Annotated in this window: 19 protein-coding genes; 14 read left to right on the forward strand and 5 right to left on the reverse strand. The window is 72.8% G+C overall.

The genetic code is table 11. The features are described 5' to 3' along the window. The first annotated feature begins 121 nt into the window (after positions 1–121). From H1226_RS16150 to H1226_RS16165, 4 genes are all read left to right on the forward strand, one after another. Positions 122–925 carry an IclR family transcriptional regulator gene (locus H1226_RS16150; RefSeq protein ID WP_258341464.1) on the forward strand — a complete coding sequence of 268 codons (804 nt, stop codon included), beginning with the start codon at positions 122–124 and terminating at the stop codon, positions 923–925. Between the two features lie 115 nt (positions 926–1,040). Continuing rightward, complete coding sequence (locus H1226_RS16155) at positions 1,041–2,102, forward strand: beta family protein (RefSeq protein ID WP_258341465.1); 1,062 nt, start codon at positions 1,041–1,043, stop codon at positions 2,100–2,102. A gap of 127 nt (positions 2,103–2,229) precedes the next feature. Further along, on the forward strand, positions 2,230–2,577 hold the full coding sequence (locus tag H1226_RS16160; protein WP_258341466.1) for a PadR family transcriptional regulator: 348 nt from the start codon (positions 2,230–2,232) through the stop codon (positions 2,575–2,577). After that, positions 2,574–3,206: an HAAS signaling domain-containing protein gene (locus tag H1226_RS16165; RefSeq protein ID WP_258341467.1), complete on the forward strand. Its 633-nt coding sequence runs from the start codon at positions 2,574–2,576 to the stop codon at positions 3,204–3,206. The genes H1226_RS16160 and H1226_RS16165 overlap by 4 nt, the downstream gene beginning before the upstream one ends. 58 nt (positions 3,207–3,264) lie before the next feature. On the opposite strand, the gene H1226_RS16170 is transcribed toward H1226_RS16165, so the two are convergent. Both H1226_RS16170 and H1226_RS16175 read right to left on the reverse strand, forming a co-directional pair. After that, positions 3,265–4,098 (reverse strand): alpha/beta fold hydrolase, encoded by an 834-nt coding sequence (locus tag H1226_RS16170; protein ID WP_258341468.1) that lies wholly within the window; start codon positions 4,096–4,098, stop codon positions 3,265–3,267. 139 nt (positions 4,099–4,237) lie between these two features. Beyond that, positions 4,238–4,816: a TetR/AcrR family transcriptional regulator gene (locus tag H1226_RS16175; protein ID WP_224957777.1), complete on the reverse strand. Its 579-nt coding sequence runs from the start codon at positions 4,814–4,816 to the stop codon at positions 4,238–4,240. 219 nt (positions 4,817–5,035) lie between these two features. On the opposite strand from H1226_RS16175, the gene H1226_RS16180 reads away from it, so the two are divergent. The 3 genes from H1226_RS16180 to H1226_RS16190 are packed head-to-tail and all read left to right on the forward strand — an operon-like array spanning position 5,036 to position 8,608. Further along, a complete protein-coding gene (locus tag H1226_RS16180) occupies positions 5,036–5,488 on the forward strand; it encodes a (2Fe-2S)-binding protein (RefSeq protein ID WP_258341469.1) in 453 nt (150 codons plus the stop codon). Further along, entirely contained in the window at positions 5,475–6,434 is a 960-nt protein-coding gene (locus H1226_RS16185; protein WP_258341470.1) for an FAD binding domain-containing protein, read from the forward strand. The genes H1226_RS16180 and H1226_RS16185 overlap by 14 nt, the downstream gene beginning before the upstream one ends. Next, positions 6,434–8,608: a xanthine dehydrogenase family protein molybdopterin-binding subunit gene (locus H1226_RS16190; protein WP_258341471.1), complete on the forward strand. Its 2,175-nt coding sequence runs from the start codon at positions 6,434–6,436 to the stop codon at positions 8,606–8,608. Before H1226_RS16185 ends, H1226_RS16190 begins: the two co-directional genes overlap by 1 nt. A gap of 96 nt (positions 8,609–8,704) precedes the next feature. Here the strand turns inward: H1226_RS16190 and H1226_RS16195 are convergent, their stop codons facing one another. Continuing rightward, a complete protein-coding gene (locus H1226_RS16195) occupies positions 8,705–10,078 on the reverse strand; it encodes a class I SAM-dependent methyltransferase (RefSeq protein WP_258341472.1) in 1,374 nt (457 codons plus the stop codon). Between the two features lie 682 nt (positions 10,079–10,760). On the opposite strand from H1226_RS16195, the gene H1226_RS16200 reads away from it, so the two are divergent. Next, positions 10,761–11,027, forward strand: a complete 267-nt coding sequence (locus tag H1226_RS16200; RefSeq protein WP_258341473.1) for an acyl carrier protein — start codon at positions 10,761–10,763, stop codon at positions 11,025–11,027. A 233-nt stretch (positions 11,028–11,260) separates the two neighbouring features. Further along, complete coding sequence (locus tag H1226_RS16205) at positions 11,261–13,489, forward strand: terpene synthase family protein (RefSeq protein WP_258341474.1); 2,229 nt, start codon at positions 11,261–11,263, stop codon at positions 13,487–13,489. Positions 13,490–13,710: 221 nt separating this feature from the next. Here H1226_RS16205 and H1226_RS16210 read toward each other — a convergent pair whose 3' ends face one another. Further along, a complete protein-coding gene (locus H1226_RS16210; RefSeq protein ID WP_258341475.1) occupies positions 13,711–14,943 on the reverse strand; it encodes a sodium:proton exchanger in 1,233 nt (410 codons plus the stop codon). A 548-nt stretch (positions 14,944–15,491) separates the two neighbouring features. On the opposite strand from H1226_RS16210, the gene H1226_RS16215 reads away from it, so the two are divergent. Continuing rightward, positions 15,492–16,256 (forward strand): class II glutamine amidotransferase, encoded by a 765-nt coding sequence (locus tag H1226_RS16215; protein WP_258341476.1) that lies wholly within the window; start codon positions 15,492–15,494, stop codon positions 16,254–16,256. A gap of 281 nt (positions 16,257–16,537) precedes the next feature. Continuing rightward, entirely contained in the window at positions 16,538–18,154 is a 1,617-nt protein-coding gene (locus tag H1226_RS16220) for an APC family permease (RefSeq protein WP_258341477.1), read from the forward strand. Positions 18,155–18,226: 72 nt separating this feature from the next. Here the strand turns inward: H1226_RS16220 and H1226_RS16225 are convergent, their stop codons facing one another. Beyond that, entirely contained in the window at positions 18,227–18,829 is a 603-nt protein-coding gene (locus H1226_RS16225) for a GntR family transcriptional regulator (protein ID WP_258341478.1), read from the reverse strand. Between the two features lie 30 nt (positions 18,830–18,859). On the opposite strand from H1226_RS16225, the gene thiM reads away from it, so the two are divergent. The 3 genes from thiM (at position 18,860) to H1226_RS28350 (ending at position 21,053) form a co-directional block, all read left to right on the forward strand. Beyond that, positions 18,860–19,699 (forward strand): hydroxyethylthiazole kinase, encoded by an 840-nt coding sequence (gene thiM, locus H1226_RS16230; RefSeq protein ID WP_258341479.1) that lies wholly within the window; start codon positions 18,860–18,862, stop codon positions 19,697–19,699. Further along, positions 19,696–20,808, forward strand: a complete 1,113-nt coding sequence (locus H1226_RS16235) for an LLM class flavin-dependent oxidoreductase (RefSeq protein WP_258341480.1) — start codon at positions 19,696–19,698, stop codon at positions 20,806–20,808. Before thiM ends, H1226_RS16235 begins: the two co-directional genes overlap by 4 nt. A 155-nt stretch (positions 20,809–20,963) precedes the next feature. Beyond that, the gene (locus H1226_RS28350; protein ID WP_344928209.1) at positions 20,964–21,053 is read left to right on the forward strand and encodes a putative leader peptide; all 90 of its coding nucleotides are present in this window, start codon (positions 20,964–20,966) and stop codon (positions 21,051–21,053) included. Positions 21,054–21,084: the final 31 nt, after the last annotated feature.

The following is a 21,084-nucleotide window of genomic DNA, read 5'->3' on the forward strand; positions in this document are numbered from 1 at the left end:
GGTTCGCCGTGCCCGTTTCGCACCTCCGGCCGTGGCCGGCCGGTGGTTCCACAGCGTCGGCGAGCCGTGGCAGCATCTCCAAGCGGAGTGGCAGCATCTGCAACCAACGAGGGTGGCGGGGATGGGTGAGGAGCTCTCCGGACCGGCGCGCGTGCTGCACGTGCTCGAAGCGCTGGCCGGGCTGGAACAACCGGCGAACCTGGACGTGGTCGCGGCCGAGGCGGGGCTGGGCAAGTCGAAGACCTACCGCTCGCTGCGGGTGCTGCAGGAGGAGGGCTACGTCGACCACGTCGGCCGCAGCGGATACCGCATCGGCAGCCGCGCGGTGGCGCTGTCCTCGCTGATCGGCCCGCGTCCCGCACTGCTGCGGCTGGCCCGCCCCACCATGGCCAGGCTGGCCGCGGAGGCCGCGGAGACCACCCACCTGCACCTGCGCAGCGGCACGCACCGGGTGGTGATCCTCTCCGAGGATCCGCCGCGCAACCCGGAACGCCAGGGCGGCACCGTCGGCGAGCGCTCCCCGCTGACCTCCGGCTGCGGCGGCACCTCGATCCTGGCGTTCCTGCCCGCCGAGCAGGCACGTGAGGTGCTGCGCAGCGCCGGGACGCCGAAGCCCCGCGGGCTGCGGGCGCGGCTGTCCCGCGTCCGCGACACCGGGTTCGCACTGTCGTTCAGCGACAACCACCCGGCGCTGAACGGGATCGCCGCGCCGCTGTTCGACCCGGAGGACGGCTCCCCGATCGGGTCGATCTCCATCGCCGGGCACGAGAGCCGGCTGCCGGAGCGGGTGCTGCTGCGCCTGGTGGACCCGCTGCGCGCGGCGTGCGCCGATCTGGCGCCGCGCCTGGCGGCGTTCCTCGGCCCGAACTCCTCCGCCCGGCTGGCGAAGCTCGACGTCACGGTCCAGAACCTGCTGCCCGGCTGAGCGAACCGCGCACCCCCGTGCCGCCGGACGTCACGCTCGCGGCGGATGCCGCGCGGTGATCGAGCTGCTTGGCTGGTGGTGCTGACGGGCTTCGCCGTCGACGGAGGGAGCGTCGGTGTCCACTTCCGGGGGGTTCGGAACGCTGGTCGTGCTCCGCGCGAAGCAGGGCGAGTTCGCCGCGCTCCACGCCGTGGACGAGCGGGCGCACGTCGAGCGCGTGCAGCCGCTGCTCGAATTCATCCCGAACGGATCGACACCGGCGGGTCAGCTGGACGGGGTGGAGGCGGTGGCGCGGCGGCTGCACGGCCTCGGCCGCACGATCATGGTCGACGCCGCCGAAGTGACCGGCGAACCCGGGTTCGGTGCAGGCCCGGTGGGCGCACTCGGGGAGCTGGCCGACCGGCTGGCGCACCCGGTGGACCTCTTCGACGAGCAGGTGCCGGTTCCGTTCCTCCCGGTCGTCCGCGGCACCGCGACCGCTGACGAGCTCCCCGCGCTCGGACGCCTCTGCCAGGAGCTCGGGGCGGGCGGGGCGCTGCGGATCGGGGCAGCCGAGGTGGAGCGGGTGAGACGGCTGCTCGGCCGGCTGCGGGTCGAGCCGGGCGACCTCGATCTCATCGTCGATCTCGGCTACCTGCCGGAGCTGCCCGCGCGGGTCGTCCACCGGGCCGCCGCCGCGGTCGACGCCGCCGCCGGGTGCGGCCCGTTCCGATCGGTCAGCGTGCTGAGCGGTTCCATCCCCCGGTCGCTCGGCCGCACCTCGCTCTGGGAGCAGCCGCGCGTCGAGGAGCGGCTGTGGCGCACGCTGGTCGAGGACGGGCGCACCGACCTCCGGCTCGGTGACTACGGCATCGCGCACCCGGTGATCGGCGAGGGGCGTCGCAGCAAGCACGTCGCCCTCCGGTACTCCTGCCCGGACCACTGGCTGTACTCGCGCGAGCGGCAACCGGTCGCGGACGGCGCGGCGGAGGCGGAGAACGGGCGGGCGCGCACCGTCCGGTCGGTGTGCCGGAACCTCGTCGAGTCCGACGGGTACGCGGGTCCCGGATTCTCCTGGGGCGACCGGGAAATCCTCGACGCGGCGGAGAGCCGGGGCAGCGGGCTCGGCGCGACGAGCAAGCCGCCCGCGCTCGCCACGTCGCACCACCTCGCCTACCTCGCCGCCCACGCCGCGTAGCGGGAGCCCGGGGGTCCGCACGGGACCGAAGTGTCCGATGTGGACTCCACCGGATGCCGCCGCAGCACCGCGCCCGAACCGGGGGGTGGCTTTGCGCGCCGCCGATCTTGCCGGTACCTTGCGTGGCATGGTTCTAGACGAGAGCGGCGTGCTCACCCACTTGCGCCGCGGAGTGCTGGAGTACTGCATCCTCGCGATGGTCGACGTCGAACCGCTGTACGGCCTGGAGATCGCGCGCAGGCTCGGCGAGCACGACATCCTGCTGCAGAGCGAGGGAACGCTGTACCCGCTGCTCGCACGCCTCCGGCGGCAGGGACTCGTGGAGACCAGCCAGGTGAAGTCCACCTCCGGCCCTCCGCGCCGCTACTACGCGCTCACCGCGGAGGGCAGGTCGGCGCTGGCCACCTTCCGCAGCACCTGGTCCACCTTCCGCAGCGCCGTCGATTCCGCCATGACAGGAGAACAACGATCGTGACCAAGACCCACGCCCGCGTGCACAGCTACCTGGAAGAGCTCAACGACCTGCTGCGCGACGCACCCGCCTCCGTCCGCCGCGACGTGATCGCCGGCGTGCACGAGCACTTCGACGCCAGCGTCGGCCCGGACGCGGACGCGGCCACCGTCGACGACGCCATCGAGCGGATGGGCACCCCCGAGCAGGTCGCCGCGGAGGCGGGCGTCGAGCCCGGCCGCGCGCAATCCGCCCGGCAGGGTTCCGTGCTCGCCGCAGCGCTGGCCTGCCTCGCCCTGGCAGGCGCCTGCTCGCTCACCTACCTCATCGGCGGCCTCATGGCGCTGTCCGCGGGCTTCGACGCCGACTCCGACTGGGAGATCAACGGCCCCACCATGGCCGCCGCGTTCGTGCTCTCGTTCGCGGCCTGGCTCTGCGGCACGGTGCTGGTGGCCGTGAACCGATCCTGGTCGCGGCGGCAGAAGGCGCTGCTGATCGCCTCCTGGCCCGCGGCCCTGGTCCTCTCCGAGCTCTGCAACCTGCCCACCGGGCCGCTGTTCGCGGTCAACGTGATCAGCTTCGTCGTGCAGGGCGTCATCGGGGTCCTCGTCGTCGTCGCCCTCGCCAAGCTCTGGTTCGCGACGCGGCGTTGATGGGAATGCCTGCCGCCCGGCGCCGGAAACCCGGCGCCGGGCGGTTCCGCTGCCGACGTCAGCCGCGGAGGAACCCCAGCAGCGCTTCGTTGAACCGCGCGGGGTGGGAGGCGTTGACGGCGTGCGGACCGTTCTCGACCACCACGAGTTCGCTGTTCGCGAGCGCCTCGGCGGAACGCCGCCCGCTGACCTCGAACGGCACGATGGCGTCCGAGTCGCCGTGGATCACGAGGGTCGGCACGGTGATCTCGGCGAGGTCGCCGCGGAAGTCGGTGCGGCCGAACGCGGCGATGCAGTCCAGGGTGCCCTTCGGGGACGCGAACGACGCGATCGTCTGCGCGTGGGCGCGCTGCTGCTCGCTGACCAGCAGCCGCCCGTTCGCGGAGAAGAAGTCGGTGGTGAAGCCCTCCAGGAAGGCGAACCGGTCGGTGCGGACGCCGTCCTCGAACCGGGCGATGGTCGCGTCGTCCAGGCCACCGTCCGGGTTCTCGGCGGTCCGGTGCAGGTACGGCGGCACCGCGGCCGCGAGCACGGCCTTGTCGACCCGGCCGGAACCGCGGGTGCCGAGGTAGCGGACCACTTCTCCCCCGCCCATCGAGAACCCGACGAGCGTCGCCCCGCGCACGTCGAGGTGGTCCAGCAAGGCGTGCAGGTCGGCCGCCAGGGTGTCGTAGTCGTACCCGCCCCACGGCTGGGAGGACCGGCCGAAACCGCGGCGGTCGTAGGTGATCACGCGGTGTCCCGCGTCGATGAGCGCCGGGACTTGCTGCTCCCAGGAACGTCCGCTCAGCGGCCAGCCGTGGATCAGCACGACGGGCGGGCCGGAGCCGTGGTCCTCGTAGTGCAGCTCGATCGGGCTGCCGTTCTCGGTCCCGACGGTGACGACGGGCATGGGCTCCTCCGGTGCGGTCGATGCCGGTTGCGCGCCATCCGCATGCCCTCTCGGCCGCCGCACCAAACCTCCCGCCGCGCCGGAACGCCGCGCGCGGAGCACTCGCGAGAGCGTCCCGGAGCTCGGCGCGAGCCTCGGATCACCGCCCGCAGCAGCGGGACATCCCGCGCCAGAGGAGGTCGATGAGGGCTTCGGTCTGGGCGCGCCAGGGGCCGCGCTGGTCGAGGAAGAGGAGGCCGCCGAGGCCGCGCAGCACCACCTCCGGGTCGAGGCCGGCGCGGACGGTCCCGGCTTCGACGTTGGCGGCGAGCAGCGTCGCCACCGAGCCGACCAGCGCTTCGTGCGCGGTCTTGGGCAGCTCGCCGCGGGCGGCGGTGGCGGCGCTGAGCGCGTTCGCGAGGCCGCGCTTGGTCATCATGTAGTGCGCCAGGTGGTCGGTGGTCCACACCCGGAACGCCTGCTCCGGCGGGTGGTTCTCCAGCAGGCTGGGCACCACCTCGACCAAGTGCCGCACCTCCCGCTGGTAGACGGCGAGGATGAGGTCCTCCGGGGCCGGGAAGTGGCGGTAGACGGTGCCGACACCGACTCCGGCGTGCTTGGCGATCGCGTTGAACGACACCTCGCCGCAGCTCGTCAGCGATTCGGCGGCGGCCGCGAGGATCAGCTCGTGGTTGCGCCGCGTGTCGGCGCGCCGGTGGTTCACCGCACCCGTGCTCATCGTTCCCTCCCCTTCCGCTCTGCCCCCGAGAGCCTCCTGACCTGCGTGAAAAGACCGCGCCTAGGCATGTTTGCCGACCGGATACTAATCCGCTAGCCTCGATGAGGACAGCGGATTTTTATCCGGTTCCCGGCGCGGCGTCGTGCGCGACGTGGCCACCACCCCACCACATCATGCCGCCCGGCTCCGGGGCGCGGTTCCAGCGGAGAAAGAGTTCCTTTGCACATCTCACTCGAAGTCAACGGCAGCCAGGAGCAGCTCGACGCCGAACCCGGCGTGACGCTGCTGGACGCGCTGCGCGAACGGCTCGACATCACCGGCCCCAAGAAGGGTTGCGACCGCGGCCAGTGCGGTGCGTGCACCGTGCACGTCGACGGCCGCCCCGTGCTCTCCTGCCTCACCCTCGCGGCCGCGGTGAAAGCACCGGTGACCACTGTGGAGGGTCTGGCCGAAGGCGAAGAGCTGACCCCGTTGCAGCAGGCGTTCGTCGACCAGGACGCCATGCAGTGCGGGTTCTGCACCTCCGGGCAGATCATGTCGGCCCAGGCGGCCATCGACCAGGACGTCACCGACGTCCGCGAGTTCATGTCCGGCAACCTGTGCCGCTGCTCGGCCTACCCGAACATCATCGCCGCGATCGACCAAGCTAAGGGCACCGATGCGACAGTTTGAGCTCACCACCCCTGCCTCCGTCGAAGCGGCCACCGCGGAGCCGGCCACCTACCTGGCGGGCGGCACGACGCTGGTCGACCTGATGAAGCTCGACGTGCTCACCCCGCAGCGGGTGCAGGACATCAACGAGCTGCCGCTGCGCGGCCTCGACGCCGCGGACGGGCTGCGGATCGGCGCGCTGGAGCGGATGAGCGACGTCGCGGCGCACCCGGGCGTCTACCCGATGATCTCCCGGGCACTGCTGCTCAGCGCGTCCCAGCAGCTGCGGAACATGGCCAGCATCGGCGGGAACCTGCTGCAGCGGACCCGCTGCACCTACTTCCGCGACGTCGCGATGCCCTGCAACAAGCGCGAACCCGGCAGCGGCTGCCCCGCGCTGGACGGGGCGAACCGGATGCACGCGGTGCTCGGCACCAGCGACTCCTGCCTGGCCACCCACGCCAGCGACGTGGCGGTCGCGTTCACCGCGCTCGACGCCGAGGTGCGGCTGCTGAGCTCCGAGGGCGCGCGCACCGTGCCGCTCGCCGAGTTCTACCGGCTGCCCGGCGACACCCCCGACGTCGAGAACGACCTGCGGCCGGGCGAACTGATCACCGAGGTCGTGGTCCCGCGCCTGGACTGGGCCGCGAACTCCACCTACGTCAAGGTGCGCGACCGGCAGTCCTACGAGTTCGCGCTGTGCTCGGCCGCCGTCGCGCTGGACGTGCGGGACGGCCGCATCGCGGACGCCCGGGTGGCGGTCGGTGGCGTGGCCACCGTGCCGTGGCGGCTGCACGCCGTCGAAGAGGCGCTGCGCGGCGCACCCGCCACCGAGGAGTCCTTCGAGCACGCCGCCGGGGCTGCGGGCGAGGGCGCCCGGACGCGGGGCGCGAACGGCTTCAAACCGGCCCTGCTGAAGCGGACCGTGATCCGCGCGCTGCTCGAACTGACCGAGGGGAACCGCTGATGACCAGCCGACTCGACGGGCCGGTCAAGGCCACCGGCCGGGCCAAGTACGGGGTGGACCACAACCTGCCCGGCATGGCCTACGGATACCTGGTGCTCAGCACTGTCGCGCACGGCGAGATCGCGTCGATGGACCTCACCGCGGCCCGCGCCGCCGACGGGGTGCTCGCCGCGTATTCGCCGTTCGACCCGCTGGAGCTGGGGACGCCGACGCTGCCCGCGTTCGGCAACACCTGGGTTCCGCTGCAGGACAAGGAGGTCGCCTACTACGGGCAGCCGATCGGGTTCGTGGTCGCCGCGACCTTCGAGCAGGCGCGCGACGCCGCGCTGCTCGTCGAGGTCGAGTACCACGAGCGGCCCGCGCTGACCTCGCTGGCGGACGGGCTCGCGACCGCCGAGGACGCGCCGACCTCCGGCCACGGCGGCGGGCCGTCCCTGGACATCCTCGCCGACGGCGTCGAGTCCATCGAGGACGCACTCGCCGCCAGCACCGTGGTGGTGTCCGAGACCTACTCGACCGCGCCGCAGAACCACGCACCGATGGAACCGCATTCGGCCGTGGCGCACTGGGATTCCACCGGACTGACCATCCACAGTGGAACCCAGGCGTCGGACATGCAGGCCGCGGAGCTGTCGATGGCGCTCGGGGTCGAGATGTCCCGCGTGCACGCGGTGAACCCGTACGTCGGGGGCGCGTTCGGCGGCAAGGGCCGCACCTCGGCGCCCGCGTTCCTCGCGGCGGCCGCGTCCCGCGACCTCGGCAGGCCGGTGAAGGCGTCGCTGACCCGCGAGCAGGTGTTCACCGCCACCGCGGGCCGCGCCGCCACCGTGCAGGAGGTCTCGCTCGGCGCCGACGCGGACGGGACGCTCGTCGCGGTGCGGCACGACTCGTGGTGCAGCACCGGCGCGGACCGCTCGTTCGTGGAACCGACCTCGCACGGCACCTCCCGCGAGTGGTACGCCACGCCCAACCTGTCGCTGCGGCAGAAGATGGTGCCGCTGAACCTGCCGCCCACCACGTTCATGCGCGCCCCCGGCGAAGCCCCCGGGTCGTTCGCGCTGGAGAGCGCGATGGACGAGCTCGCGGTGGCGCTGCGGATGGACCCGATCGAGCTGCGGCTGCGGAACAACTCGATCGCGCCGCCCGGCAAGGACCTGCAGTGGTCGGCGAAGTACCTCGACGACTGCTTCCGGATCGGCGCGCAGCGGTTCGGCTGGGACCAGCGCACCCCGAACGGGCGCACCGACGGCGACTGGCTGGTCGGGCTCGGCACCGCCACCGCCATGTTCCCGGCGCTGCGCTTCCCCGCCTCGGTACGGGTCACGCTCGGCGCGGACGGCAGGGCGGAGGTCGCCACCAGCGGCGCCGACCCGGGCACCGGGCTGCTGACGGTGCTCTCCCTGGTGGGCGCGGAGACGCTGGACATCGCGCCGGAACGGGTGACGCCGAAGCTGGGCGACTCCTCGCTCCCGGCGGGCGGCATGTCCGGCGGCTCCACGGCGACCGCCAGCGCGGGCTCCTCGGTGATGCTCGCCGCGTCCACGGTGCTCGACTCGCTGCTGGAACTGGCGGCCGCGCCCGGAGCGCCGTTCGAGGGGTCCGAGGTCACCTACGCGGACGGGCAGGTGTTCGCCGACGGGCGGAGCATGCCGTTCGGCGAGCTGCTGCGGGCGGTGGGCCGCGACTCCCTGTCGGCGACCGGCTCCACCGCGCCCGGTGAGGAGCTGACCAAGCACTCGTTCAGCTCCTTCGGCGCCCAGTTCTGCGAGGTCCGGGTGCACCGCTGGACCCGGGAGGCGCGGGTGTCCCGGCTGCTCGGGGTGTTCGACGCGGGCCGGATCGTCAACGAGAAGGCGGCCCGCAGCCAGCTCAGCGGCGGCATGATCTGGGGCGTCTCGGCGGCGCTGCACGAGGCGATGGAGGTCGAGCCGAACGGCCGCATCGCCAACGGCGACTTCGCCGGGTACCTGCTGCCGGTGCACGCGGACATCCCCGACATCGACGTGCAGTTCATCGAGCACCCGGACACGCTGCACAACCCGGTGGGGGCGAAGGGCGTCGGGGAGATCGGCACCGTCGGCCTGGCCGCCGCGATCGCCAACGCGATCTACAACGCCACCGGCACCCGCGTCCGCCACATCCCCATCACCATCGAGGACCTCCTCGACGACTGAAGCACCCCGGGGGCGCGCGAACCCGCGCGCCCCCGGGGGCCGGGCACGCACCGCCTCGTGCGCGTCCGCACGGCGGCTTCCGTCGTTGCCGGCCCGTCACGCTCGTTTTCTGGTGGTGAGGAAGAGGAAGGTGCCCGGGCCGCTGGAGTCGACCACGTCCAGGCCCGCTTCGTCGAAGGCGACCGCCAGCTCCTCCGGTTCGAAGGAGCGCAGGCCGAATACCCGTTCGTGGCAGCGCTGGAAGTGGCGTTGGAACGAGCGGGTGCCGCGCCGGTAGGTGGTGGCGGTGAACGTCCCCGCCGGGTGCAGGCAGCGGGAGACCTCGGCGATCACCCGGCGCGGTTCCGGCAGCACGTGCAGCGCGTCGGAGCAGTTCGCGGCGCCGAGGAACCCGTCGGGGAACGGCAACGCGCGCGCGTCCCCCTCGGTGAACAGCACCCCGGGCACCGCGAACCGCGCGACCTCCAGCACCGCCGCCGCCGAGTCCAGGCCGAGGACGCGTTCCGGGCCGACCTGTTCGGCCAGGACCCGGGTCCAGCGGCCCGCGCCGCACGCCACGTCGAGCACCGGGCCCGGTGCGGGGCGCAGGTTGCGCCGCAGGTAGGCGTCCTCGTCGCGGACCGACACGGTCCCGCCCCAGTTGGCGCCGGGCACCGTGGCGGAGGCGGGGCGCAGCAGTTCGGCGTGGCGTCCCGCCGTCGAGTCGTGCTCCAGCAGGCGCCGGTACGCGCCGGGCCGGACGGTGCCGGTGAACTCGGGGGGATCGGGCAGCTCCGGCCAGCCGATCTCCTGCTGCACCTGGTGTTCCGCGCGGGCGCCCTGGTACGCGAGCAGCGCCGCGGTCTCCGCGTCCCACAGGTCCGCGAGTTCCGCCCCGGTCCGCGCGGGACCGGGGCTCGGCGAGAGCCGCGCCCAGAACTCCGGGGACGGCCACGCGCGCCCGATCCCGGCGGCGCAGGCGGGATCGTCGAGGTCCGGCACGGTCAGGCAGCGCCGGACGCGGGCCAGTTCGTGCTCGTCGGCGACGCGCGCCACCACCGGCAGGATCCGGTCCCGGTGCGCCGGGAAGTGCGCCAGCAGGTAGAGGACCGCGGTGCGCAGGCACTGCTCGGTGTCGGGTCGTTCCAGCAGCCGCAGCGGTGCGGCGAGACGTTCGGTGAACACGTCCCTGATCTGACCGGGCAGGTAGGAGCGGGTCGCGTCCTCCCCGGCGAGCAGCCCCAGCAGCAGCGCCACCCGCGGCCGGTTGGGGTGCGGCGGTCCGGTGAGGACCTCCATCGGCCCGATCAGGTCGGCGGGCCCGACGGCGGCCGGGTCGAGCAGCTGGCGGGCGAGCCGGGTGAAGGCCGCATCGGCCGTGTCCCGGTCCGGGTGCGCCAGCGCGGCCCGCAGGCCGCCCCAGCCCTGCCCGGGTTCCGCACCGCCTCGGCCGGGGATCCGCTGGAGTTCCGGTTGCTCTTGAGCACGCATCGACTCGACTCCTTCGCTGTTCCACCGCTGCTCCCGCCGACGCCGGAGCGGCCGGACCGGAGGGGAGTCCGGGGCGCGGCGCCGGCGTGTTCGAGGAGCGATCAGTGACCCCGGTCCCGGGGTGGGATCGCGGTTGTTCCGGCAGCGGGCGCGTCGTTGCGCCGGCTCGCGGTCGGCGGAGATCCGCTCGATCGACCGCGGGGCCCGGACCTCCTCGGCCGGGGACGGCCCCGGCGGAGGGGATGGGTCGGGATCGATCCATCATGGACGAGCGGGACCTGCGATGACGACCACCGAAAGCGTTTTCCTGCGTCCCCGCGTCGAGTGATCATCGGCTCGTTCGCGATCACCGTCGGTCGATCGGGGTGGGCGGCGCCGCCCCCGCGAGCGCGGTGCACCTCCCTCCAACGGGTAGCCGTCGCGGATCTTCCTTGCCCGGCGCCGGAGGGCGCTGCCATGCTCGGCCGCGCCTTCCGGCGGTCGATCGTCGGCGCGCTGGTCGCCCCGATCCAGGGACCTGAGCCGCGGAACCGATCCGCGGACCCGGCCGCGCGGATTTCCCTGCGCCGCAACGCATTCCCGTCGGCGGCGCGCAGGCGCCCCCGCACTCCCCCGCTCCCGCGGAGATCCAGGAGAAGACGATGCGCATCCCGCTGTGCACGGCCGCGGCCCCGGTGGCGCGATGAGCGGCGAGGACCTGGCCCGCGCCCAGGCGATCCTGAGCGACCTCTGCTTCGCCCCGTCCGCCCGCCACCCGGAGGACCGGATCCGCGACCACCTCGAACTCGACCCGGTCGAGATCGCCGAGCTGGAGCTGCAGCTGCGCAGCAGGCACCACGTCCACCTCGACCTGTGGGAGGTCTACGACCACACCCTCGCCGAGCTCGCCGCCCGGCTGGCCAGGTACACCGCACCACCGACCGCTCCCGCGCCGGAGACCGACCGCTGAACCGCCACCCGATCAGACCAAGGACCTGACGGTGCGCGACGAATCCCGGCCCGGGTCCTTGGGCTGGTCGGGTGAGGCGTTCCCTCTCGATCGAGTGCACCTCCCGGCGCGATCTTGGCCCGGTGATCGAAACCTGGTTGCCTGCTCCACCGGGACCACCCCTGGGCCGGACGGCGCATCCGACGGCCCCAGCCGACCACCGCCGCCCCGGCGGAGTAAGGACAGGTGCGCACGTGCAACCGTTCCAGCTGCCCGAGTTCTACGTGGCTCACCCGGCGAGGCTGAACCCGCACCTGGAGCGCGCCCGCCGCCACACCAAGGAATGGGCCTACCAGCAGGACATGATCGACGTCCCGCAGCAGGGCATCCCGATCTGGGACGAGCAGGACTTCGACGCGCACGATTACGCGCTGCTGTGCGCCTACACCCACCCCGACGCGCCCGGACCCGAGCTGGACCTGGTGACCGACTGGTACGTGTGGGTCTTCTACTTCGACGACCACTTCCTGGAGCTCTACAAGCGCACCCACGACATGGCCGCCGCCCAGGAGCACCTGGACCGGCTGGCGCTGTTCATGCCGATCGAGGGCCCCATCACCGAGACGCCGCGCAACCCGGTCGAGGGCGGCCTCGCCGACCTGTGGAACCGGACCGTGCCCGCGCGGTCGGCGGATTGGCGGCGCCGGTTCGTGGAGAGCACCCGCAACCTGCTCGACGAATCGCTGTGGGAACTGCACAACATCAACCGCGGCCGGCTGTCCAACCCCATCGAGTACGTCGAGATGCGGCGCAAGGTCGGCGGCGCCCCCTGGTCGGCGAACCTGGTGGAGCACGCGGTGAACGCCGAGGTGCCCGCGGAGATCGCCGCGACCCGGCCGATGGAGGTGCTGCGCGACACGTTCTCCGACGCGGTGCACCTGCGCAACGACCTGTTCTCCTACGAGCGCGAAGTGCTCGACGAGGGCGAGCTGTCCAACGGGGTGCTCGTGTTCGAGCGGTTCCTGGACTGCTCCACCCAGGACGCCGCCGAGGCGGTGAACGACCTGCTGACCTCGCGGCTGCACCAGTTCGAGCACACCGCGCTCACCGAGGTGCCCGCGCTGTTCGAGGAGCACCAGGTCGATCCGGCCGCGCGCGCCGGGGTGTTCGCCTACGTGAAGGGCCTGCAAGACTGGCAGTCCGGCGGGCACGAGTGGCACCTGCGCTCCAGCCGCTACATGAACGGCGAGACCCGCGACGACCCGATCCCGGCGAACGGGCTGTCCGGGCCGACGGGGCTCGGCACCTCCGCCGCGCACATCGCCACCTCGCTGCTGCGCACCGCACCGCAGCGCGCCCGGTCGTTCCGGCACCAGCCGTACCAGCCGGTGGGCCCGGTCCCCCGCCAGGCGATGGACATGCCGTTCACCGCGAAGTCCAGTCCGCACCTGGACCACGCCCGCGAGCACACCGTGGAGTGGGCGCACCGGATGGGCCTGCTGGAGGGCTCGGTGTGGACCGAGCAGCTGATCCGGGACTTCGACCTGGCGCTGTGCGCCTCCGGCATCCACCCGGACGCCAGCGCCGAGCAGCTGGAGCTCAGCACCGACTGGCTGGCCTGGGGCACCTACGGCGACGACTTCTACCCGGTGGTGTTCGGCCGCACCGGCGACTACGCGTCGGCGAAGGCGTGCACCGAGCGGCTGCCGCTGTTCATGCCGGTCGAGGACGAGCCGGTGCCGGAGCCGGCGAACGCGCTGGAGGTGTCGCTGCTCGACCTGTGGCGGCGCACCACCGCGCCGATGGGCACCGACGCGCGCCGCACGTTCCGCCGCACCATCGTGGTGATGATCGACAGCTGGCTGTGGGAGCTGGGCAACCAGCTGCAGAACCGGATCCCCGACCCGGTGGACTACATCGAGATGCGCCGCCGCACGTTCGGCTCGGACCTCACGATGAGCCTGTGCCGCCTCTCGCACGGCAACGTGGTGCCGCCGGAGATCTATCGCACGCGGACGCTGCGGTCCATCGAGAACGCGGCGGCGGACTACGCGTGCCTGCTCAACGACGTGTTCTCGTACCAGAAGGAGATCGAGTACGAGGGCGAGCTGCACAACTGCATCCTGGTGGTGCAGAACTTCCTGGACTGCGACAAGGACCGCGCGGTGCGGGTCGTGGTGGACCTGATGAACGCGCGGATGAGCCAGTTCCAGCACGTGGTGGCCGAGGAGCTGCCCGCGCTGTTCGAGCAGTTCGACCTGGACGACGCGGCCCGCGAAGTGCTGCTCGGCTACGTGGAGGAACTGCGGAACTGGCTGTCCGGGATCCTCGTGTGGCACGACGGCTGCTACCGCTACCAGGAGTCGGCGCTGCGCAGGCAGCCCGCGGCGGCACCGGTGGTGGCGGCCGCGGTGCTGGGAGGTCCGACCGGGATCGGCACCTCAGCGGCCCGCATCGCGGAAACTCTGCGTTCTGGAGTCTGATCCCGTTTCGTAGTTCTCCGGTGGCGGAACCTCAGCGGTTTCCTCGCTGCGGGATCGTTTTCACAGGTGGCTCCGCCACATGAGAAAACGCTGTCCTCGCGAGGAAACCGCTGAGAACCCGCTGGTGGTCCGGGTGCGTGCGTGGTCTCCGCTCAGCGGCTTCGCCGCTGACAAGAAACTGCACGACCTGCTGCTCGGGGTCGGGCGGGCCGCTTCGGGCGTCAGGTGGCGGTGGTGATGGGTTGCGGGGTCTGCTCGTCCTCGGTGCTGCGCCGGAACGGGGCCGCGAGGGTCGGCAGGACGTGGTGCCGGTTGCGGATCAGCGCGGCGATGGCGAGCACCGCGTACACCGCGCACAGCACGTAGCGCGCCGTCTGACCAGGCAGCGCGAACTGGGCGGCGAACAGTCCCAGCAGCGTCCACGCGGCCCAGCGGGGGAACCGCAGCGCCAGCAGCGCGGCCACGCCCAGCAGCGTCTGGGTGGCGGTGAGCAGGAACTCCTCGACCTGCCGGGCGTCCAGGTGCAGCGCCGTTCCCCCGCCACCGGCGAGGTAGGCCAACGGGAGGCTGCCGACGAGCAGCGTCCACTGGTTCACCTTGCTGGAGATGAGGGTGCCGATCGCGTCGTCGCCCTTGCCGCGGACCGCGAACAGGATCGCCACGATGAACTCCGGCGCCTCCGAGGCAAGCGGCGCCAGCCACTGCACCAGCAGGAACCGGTCGATGCCGAGCTCCGTGCCCGCCGCGATCAGGTTGTGCGCGAACGGTTCGGCGCAGGCGAGGATGACCGCGGCGGCGAAGACGAACAGCAGCACCACCAGCGTGCGGCGCGGCCGCTTCGGCAACCGCCCGATGGTGGCGGCCGGGCCGACCAGGTCCGGTTCCCCGACCTCGGCGCGGGAGACCTTCCACAGGTAGAACGCGAAGAACCCGAGCAGCGCGAAGCCCAGCGGCAGCGAGATCTGCCCGGTGGCGGGCACGACGAACGCGACGACCGAGGCGATGGCCAGGAACCCGAGCTCCACCCGGTACGGCGAGTCCAGGGTCAGCTCGCGCACCGTGGCGCCGGTCCGCCTCTTCGCGACGGCGAGCCCGATCAGCACCACCGAGGACCAGCCGAGGCCCAGCAGCAACCGGTTCGAGCCGGTCATGTTCGCGGCCGCGTAGGCGACGTACTCGGGGTTCGACCCGGCGGTGTGGGCGAAGTACAGGTCGACGGCGTACTCGGGAAGCACGGCGATCACGGCGAGGATCGCGATCGCCAGGCCACCGGAGATGTCGACCTGCGCGGCCTCGGTGGCCCAGGCGAGCACGAACGAGGCGGCGACGACGGCCATGCCGAACAGCAGCAGCCCGAGCAGCGGCGCCGGAGCCGCTCCGGTGGCGCGCACGACGAGCGCGGGCGCGGTAAGCGCGACGCACAGCCCGATCGGGCGCAGCAGCTTGACGAACACGGGGAGGGTTCCTTCCTCGGCGGTGGCGCCTCGCCGTGACGTCCAGGGGGTCTCGGCCAGGCGGTGCGACGGCTGGCCGAAGGTCTCGCCCACCCGGCCTGGACCGGGCGCCGCCGCCGGAGAACGCGGGGTTCTCAGCATGTCGACAGCGGGCTTGCGGGCTACTCCCCTTCGGAACGAACACGAGGCTGTCACCTGCGGCGATGTCGCCACAACCGATGATCGGAACGCCCCCGCGGCGAGATTTCCACCGCGCCGCAACGGATTCGCGCCGTCGGTGCGCCGAAACCCGCCGCGCGGCGCACCGCAGGACCGGGCGTGCCCAGCGGCGGCGGGCGGGCGACATCCGCCCGGGAGCACCGGGCGGCCACGCCGGGGCACCTCCGCCGCGCGGCCGACGACGTGACCACGCTCACGCCGGGCCGTGCGGCGCACCGCACGGCGACCGGTGATCGGCGAATGGCGTAGTTTCACTCCCAGGAGACGGGATTCCCGGTGAGGGATTTCCCGACGCCCGCCCCCGCCCGTTCCGCCCCCAGGGAGTAGCCATGTGCCGTTTGCTCGGTGTCGTCGCCCGCGAGCCCGCGGCGCTCGGCGACCTGCTGGCGGAGGAAATCCCTGAATTCCTGGATTTGTCGCGGGAACACGCGGACGGCTGGGGAATCGCGTCCTGGGCGGGCGACGAGGCGGCGGTGGTGCGCGACGTCGCGGCCGCCCACGACTCGGCCCGGTTCGCGGCGACGACGCGCACCGAACTGGATTCGGGGCTGCTGCACATCCGGCTCGCCAGCTCGGGCTCCCCGGTGGCGCCGCAGAACACGCACCCGTTCGTCGGTCCGGGAATCGCCTTCGCGCACAACGGTTTCTTCGCCCCGAGGGACGCGCTGGACCCGGTGATCCCGGCGGAGCTGCTGGCCAGCGCGGCGGGCAACACCGATTCGGAGCGCTACTTCCTGCTGCTGCGCGCGCTGCTGCGCGAGCACGACCCGGCGACGGCGATCTCGCTGGCGGCCGCGCGGATCCGGGCTCGTGCCACCGAATTCGCGAGCCTGAACTGCCTGCTGCTGACCGAAGAGGCGCTGTACGCGTACTCCGAGGAGGACCCGCGGTCGGAGGTGAGCAAGCGCCGCGGCCCGGACTTCTTCCGGCTGCGCTACCACGCGACCGCGGACCGGGTCGTGGTCGGCTCCAGCGGGCTGCCGTCCGCGGAAGCGGAGTGGTCGCTGCTGCCCTACCGCCAGGTGCTGGAGATCGGTCGCGGCGACCTGCGGGTCACCGTCCACCCCGAACTCCCGGCGGTCACCGCGGCCTGACCCGTCCGCTTCGCCCGGTTCGCGGCCGGTTCCGCGCCGAACCCGGAACGAACCTTCCCACGATGTGGTACGCCCGCGAAGTGCCGCCGCCAGCGCTTTCCGGGGCTCCGGGCGGGTTTTGCGGGGCCCCGCCCGCTCGGGTACAAACGATCACGCACTTGATCAGGAAGTGCTCGGGTCCCGCGGACATCGCCGCCGCGGACCGATTCTCCCCGTGACGCGCCCCGCACATCGGGTGCCCGCGCGCGTCCGCCGTTGACCCCGGGAAGCCGAGAACCACCATGAACAGCCCAGCACCACCCGCCGACATCACGTCCACATCGGACGGTTCGGCGAACACTCCCCGCCTGCGCAAGGAGCTCGGCTTCTGGAGCCTGACCGCGATCGGGTTCAGCGGCATCATGGGCTCCGGCTGGCTGTTCGGCGCCCAGTACGCCGCACAGGCGGCCGGTCCCGCCTCGCTGCTGTCCTGGCTGGTCGGCGGCGCCGCCTTCACCCTCATCGCGCTGGTGCTCATCGAACTCGGCGCGAGCCGGCCGGTGGCGGGCGGCATCGTGCGGTGGCCGTTCCTGTCCAACGGCCCGCTGACCGCCGGGATCGTCGGGTGGTCGGTGCTGCTGGCCACCAGCAGCGCCACCGCGGCTGAAGCCTCCGCGATCACCCAGTACGCCAGCCACTACCTGCCGTGGCTCTACGAGGGCGGCGCGCTGACCGCCCCCGGCCTGGTGCTCTCCGCCGGGCTGCTGGCGCTGGTGATGCTGCTGAACTGGTTCGGTGTCCGGTTGTTCGCGCGGGTCAACTTCGTGCTCACCGCCATCAAGTTCGGCGTTCCGGTGATCACGCTGGCCGCGCTGCTGGCCTCCGGGTTCTCCCAGGGCGGCGATCCGGTCGCCGCGGGCGGCGGGTTCGCGCCGTACGGCTGGACGGCGGCGCTGAGCGCGGTCGCCACCGCCGGGATCATCTACACCATCAACGGTTTCGCGCCGACGATCGACTTGGCCGCCGAGGCCCGCGACCCGCGCCGGGACATCCCGCGCGCGGTGCTCACCGCGATCGGCCTGGCGGTGCTGCTGTACCTGGGCCTGCAGGTGGCGTTCCTCTACGCGGTGCCGGAGAGCGCGCTCGCCGGCGGCTGGCACGGCATCGACTTCAGCTCCCCGTTCGGCGAGCTCGCGCTGCTGCTGAACCTGGGCTGGCTGGCCGCGCTGCTCTACGCCGACGCCGTGATCTCCCCCGGCGGGGCGCTGCTGGTGGGCATCGCGGGCAACAGCCGCGTCACCTACGCGATGGCGCGCAACGGCGTGCTGCCGAAGCGGGTCACCGAGGTGCACGCCGGGTCCGGGGTGCCGCGCGCGGCGCTGCTGGTGAACTTCACGCTGGCGCTGATCCTGCTCGCCCCGTTCGACGGCTGGCAGGACATCATCGGCGTGGCGGGCAACCTGTTCCTGCTGAACTACTCGGTGGCCGCGGTGTCGGCGGCCGCGTTCCGCCGGGCTCGCCCGGACGCGGTGTCCGGCTGGGTGCCGGGGATGCGCTGGATCACGCCGCTGAGCTTCGTGGTCTCCGCCGAGATCATCTACTGGTCGCAGTGGGAGAAGCTGAGCGTGGTGCTGCCGCTGGCGGTGCTCGCGGTGCCGCTGTTCGCGCTGGTCACCAAGTACCGCGGGGTGTTCTTCGCGCAGCTGCGGCAGAGCGCGTGGCTGGTCACGTACCTGGTGGTGCTGTTCGCGATCTCGGCGCTGGGCGGTTTCGGCGGTACCGAGCTGATCCCGGCACCGCTGGACAGCGCGCTGGTCGCCGTCGTCGCGCTGCTGATCTACTTCTGGGGCGCTCGCTCCGGTGAGCGGCACCTGGCGAACTCCGCCGTCGACACCGACGAGCAGGAGGCCACCGACTGATCGGCCGCGGCGGGGAACCGCCGCGCACCGGAACGGCCCGCGGCGCACCACGCACCGCGGGCCGTTCCGCGTTCATGCCTCCAGGGTGAGGCGGATGCGCTGCTCCAGGCTGCGCTGCAGGTGCGCCCGCATCGCGGCGCGGGCGTCGTCCGGGGACCGGTCGCGCAGCGCGCGCAGGATCCGCTCGTGCTCGGTGTTGAGCGTGTCGAAGTCGCCGTAGGCGCGCGGCGGCCCGCTGTCGTAGATCCGCAGCTGGGCGGTGAGCTTGACCAGCAGCCCGGTGATGGTGGCGTTGTGCCCGGCCTCCCACAACGCCTCGTGGAACCGGAAGTTCCCGGCGCGCACCTCGTCGTCCGCGGCGGAGCCGCAGCACTGCCGGTGGTGGTGTTCCAGGCGGGCGATGTCCAGGTCGGTGTGGCGCAGCGCGGCGGTGGCGGCGGCCTCGGATTCGAGGGCGAGCCGCGCCTCGTAGATCTCCACCACGGCTTCCGGGCGCCCGGCCCGAACTCGGTAGCCGCGCACCGCGCGTTCCAGCAGGCCGTCGTGTTCGAGCAGCGCGAGCGCTTCGCGGATCGGGGTGCGGGAGGCGGTGGACGGCCGACTCGTCGCTGCCGGTGACGAGGTCCGGCACGTGAGCGCGCCCGTGCGGCGATGTCCGGGCCACCGCCCCCGCACCCAGCCGCCACCTCGACGAGGACCGAATCCATGACCCAGCCCTTCCCGGACGCCACCGCGGCCGCCGACGCCTTGGCGCTGCTGCGCGAACGCACCCCGCTGGTGCAGTCGCTGACGAACCTGGTGTCGGCGAACCTGCTCACCAACGTGCTGCTCGCCGCGGGCGCCACCAACGCCGTCATCGACGACCCGCACGAGGCGGGCGGGTTCGCCCGCATCGCCGACGCGGTCCTGATCAACCTGGGCACTCCGCACGACGAGCAGGCCGCCGCGTTCACCGCCGCCGCCGAGTCCGCGCGCGCCGCCGGGCACCCGTGGGTGCTGGACCCGGTGGGCGTCGGCGGGCTCCCGTGGCGCACCGAGCTCGCGGGCGGCCTGCTGGCCCACCACCCGACCGCGATCCGCGGCAACGCATTTGAGATCACCGCGCTGGCCGGGACGGCCGGTTCCGGGCGCGGGGTGGACAGCGCCTCCGACGCGGCCGAGTCGGTGCCCGCCGCGCGTGCCCTGCTGGCGAGCACCGACGTGGTGTCGGCCTCCGGGCCCGTCGACCACATCACCGGGCGCACCGCGACCGGCGAGATCACCACCGTCCGGGTGCACGGCGGCAGCGCGCTGCTGCCGAAGGTCACCGCCACCGGATGTTCCCTCGGTGCTCTCAGCGCCGCCTACCTCGCCGTGGCACCCGATCCGCTCACCGCGCTGGTCGCCGCGCACGCGCACTTCGCGATCGCCGCCGAACGCGCCGAACCGCGCAGCGGCGGGCCGGGCACGTTCGTACCCGCGTTCCTCGACGCGCTCGCCGCAGTGGAACCCGCGGACCTGCGCGCCGGTGCCCGCATCGACCTCGCGCCGACCGGGCGGCGATGACCGTGGGCGTCCGGACGCTGTGGTACCTCACCCCCGCCGACGGGCGGTACCCGTGGAGCCCGGGCGGGCTGCACCCGTTCGACGCGGACCGCTACGCGGAACTGGCCCGCACCATCGACCGCGGCGGTTTCCACGGGGCGCTGGTGGCGACCTGGCCGAACGACCCGTTCGTCTCGGCCGGTTTCGCCGCCGCGCAGACCCGGCGGATGAAGTTTCTCGTCGCCGTCTACGCCCGGATGATCCCGGCGCGGCTGCTGGCCGAGAAGGCGCTCGCCTTCGACGCGTTCAGCGGTGGCCGGTTGCTGATCAACGCGGTGAACGGGCGGGACAACATCCTCGCCCGCTACGACATGGACACCGAGCACGACGAACGCTACGAGCTCGGCCGGGACTACTGGAAGCGGTTCCGGGAGCTCTACGCCGAAGGCGCCGAGTCGAACTTCCCGAACACGCCGCTGCGCCTGGAACCCACCCGGCCGGACGGGGTGCCGATCTGGGGCGCGGGTGATTCGGCCGCAGGGCTGGAGAACTCGGGGCACGTGCTCGACACGTACCTGACGATGATGCGCGATCCCGCTTTCCTGCGGGAGAAGTTCGACGCGGCCCGCGCCTCCGCCGCCGCGCAGCGCCGCGAGCTGACCGGGTTCGGGGCGCTGGCCGGCGTCATCACCCGCCGCACCGAGGCGGCGGCGCTGGAGCGGTTCCGCTCCCTGTTCGAGGAGACCGGCGTCGAGCGGATCACCGAGGTGCTGGACCGGGCCGTGCGCAGGCGCACCCACGGCAGGCAGGACCTCGCCACGTTCACCGCCCGCGACGCGCAGCGGCAGGGCTGGGTGGATTCGCTGCTGGCGGGGCGGATCCCGGAACCGGCGGACCTGGTCATCGGGGACGGGTTGTACGCGGGCATCACCGCCTGGTCGCCGCTGGACATCTTCGCGACCGGTTCGTCGGCGGTGTACTTCGTCGGAACTCCGGACCGGATCGCGGGGGTCGTCGCGGACGTACGGGAACGCACCGGGCTCACCGACCTGATCCTCGCCGGGTGGCCGCTGGCCGCGGAGGCGGAGGTCGTCGCCGAGCACCTGGTGCCGCGGTTCGCCGAACTCTGACGCCTGAGCGGGACCCACCACCTGCGGTGTCCCGCATCGTGGCCACCACGGTGCGATCTTGGCGCGACGGGGCGCGGCGAACGTAGAGTTCTCGGTGCGGTCAGCGAGAATCCCGGCTCCGCCCGGCTCGCCACCGCCCGGCGAGGGAGGAACCGATGCGGGACACCGTGCGCGGCCCCGGCTTCCGGGGCGCCCGCCGACGGCACGTGGACCTGCTGCGCGTCGCCAGCGCGGCCTGTCGCTGAGCACGCCGCTCGCGTCCCGTCCGCGCCGTTC

Origin of the sequence: Saccharopolyspora gregorii, assembly GCF_024734405.1 — a bacterium.
GTDB classification, from domain to species: Bacteria; Actinomycetota; Actinomycetes; order Mycobacteriales; family Pseudonocardiaceae; genus Saccharopolyspora_C; species Saccharopolyspora_C gregorii.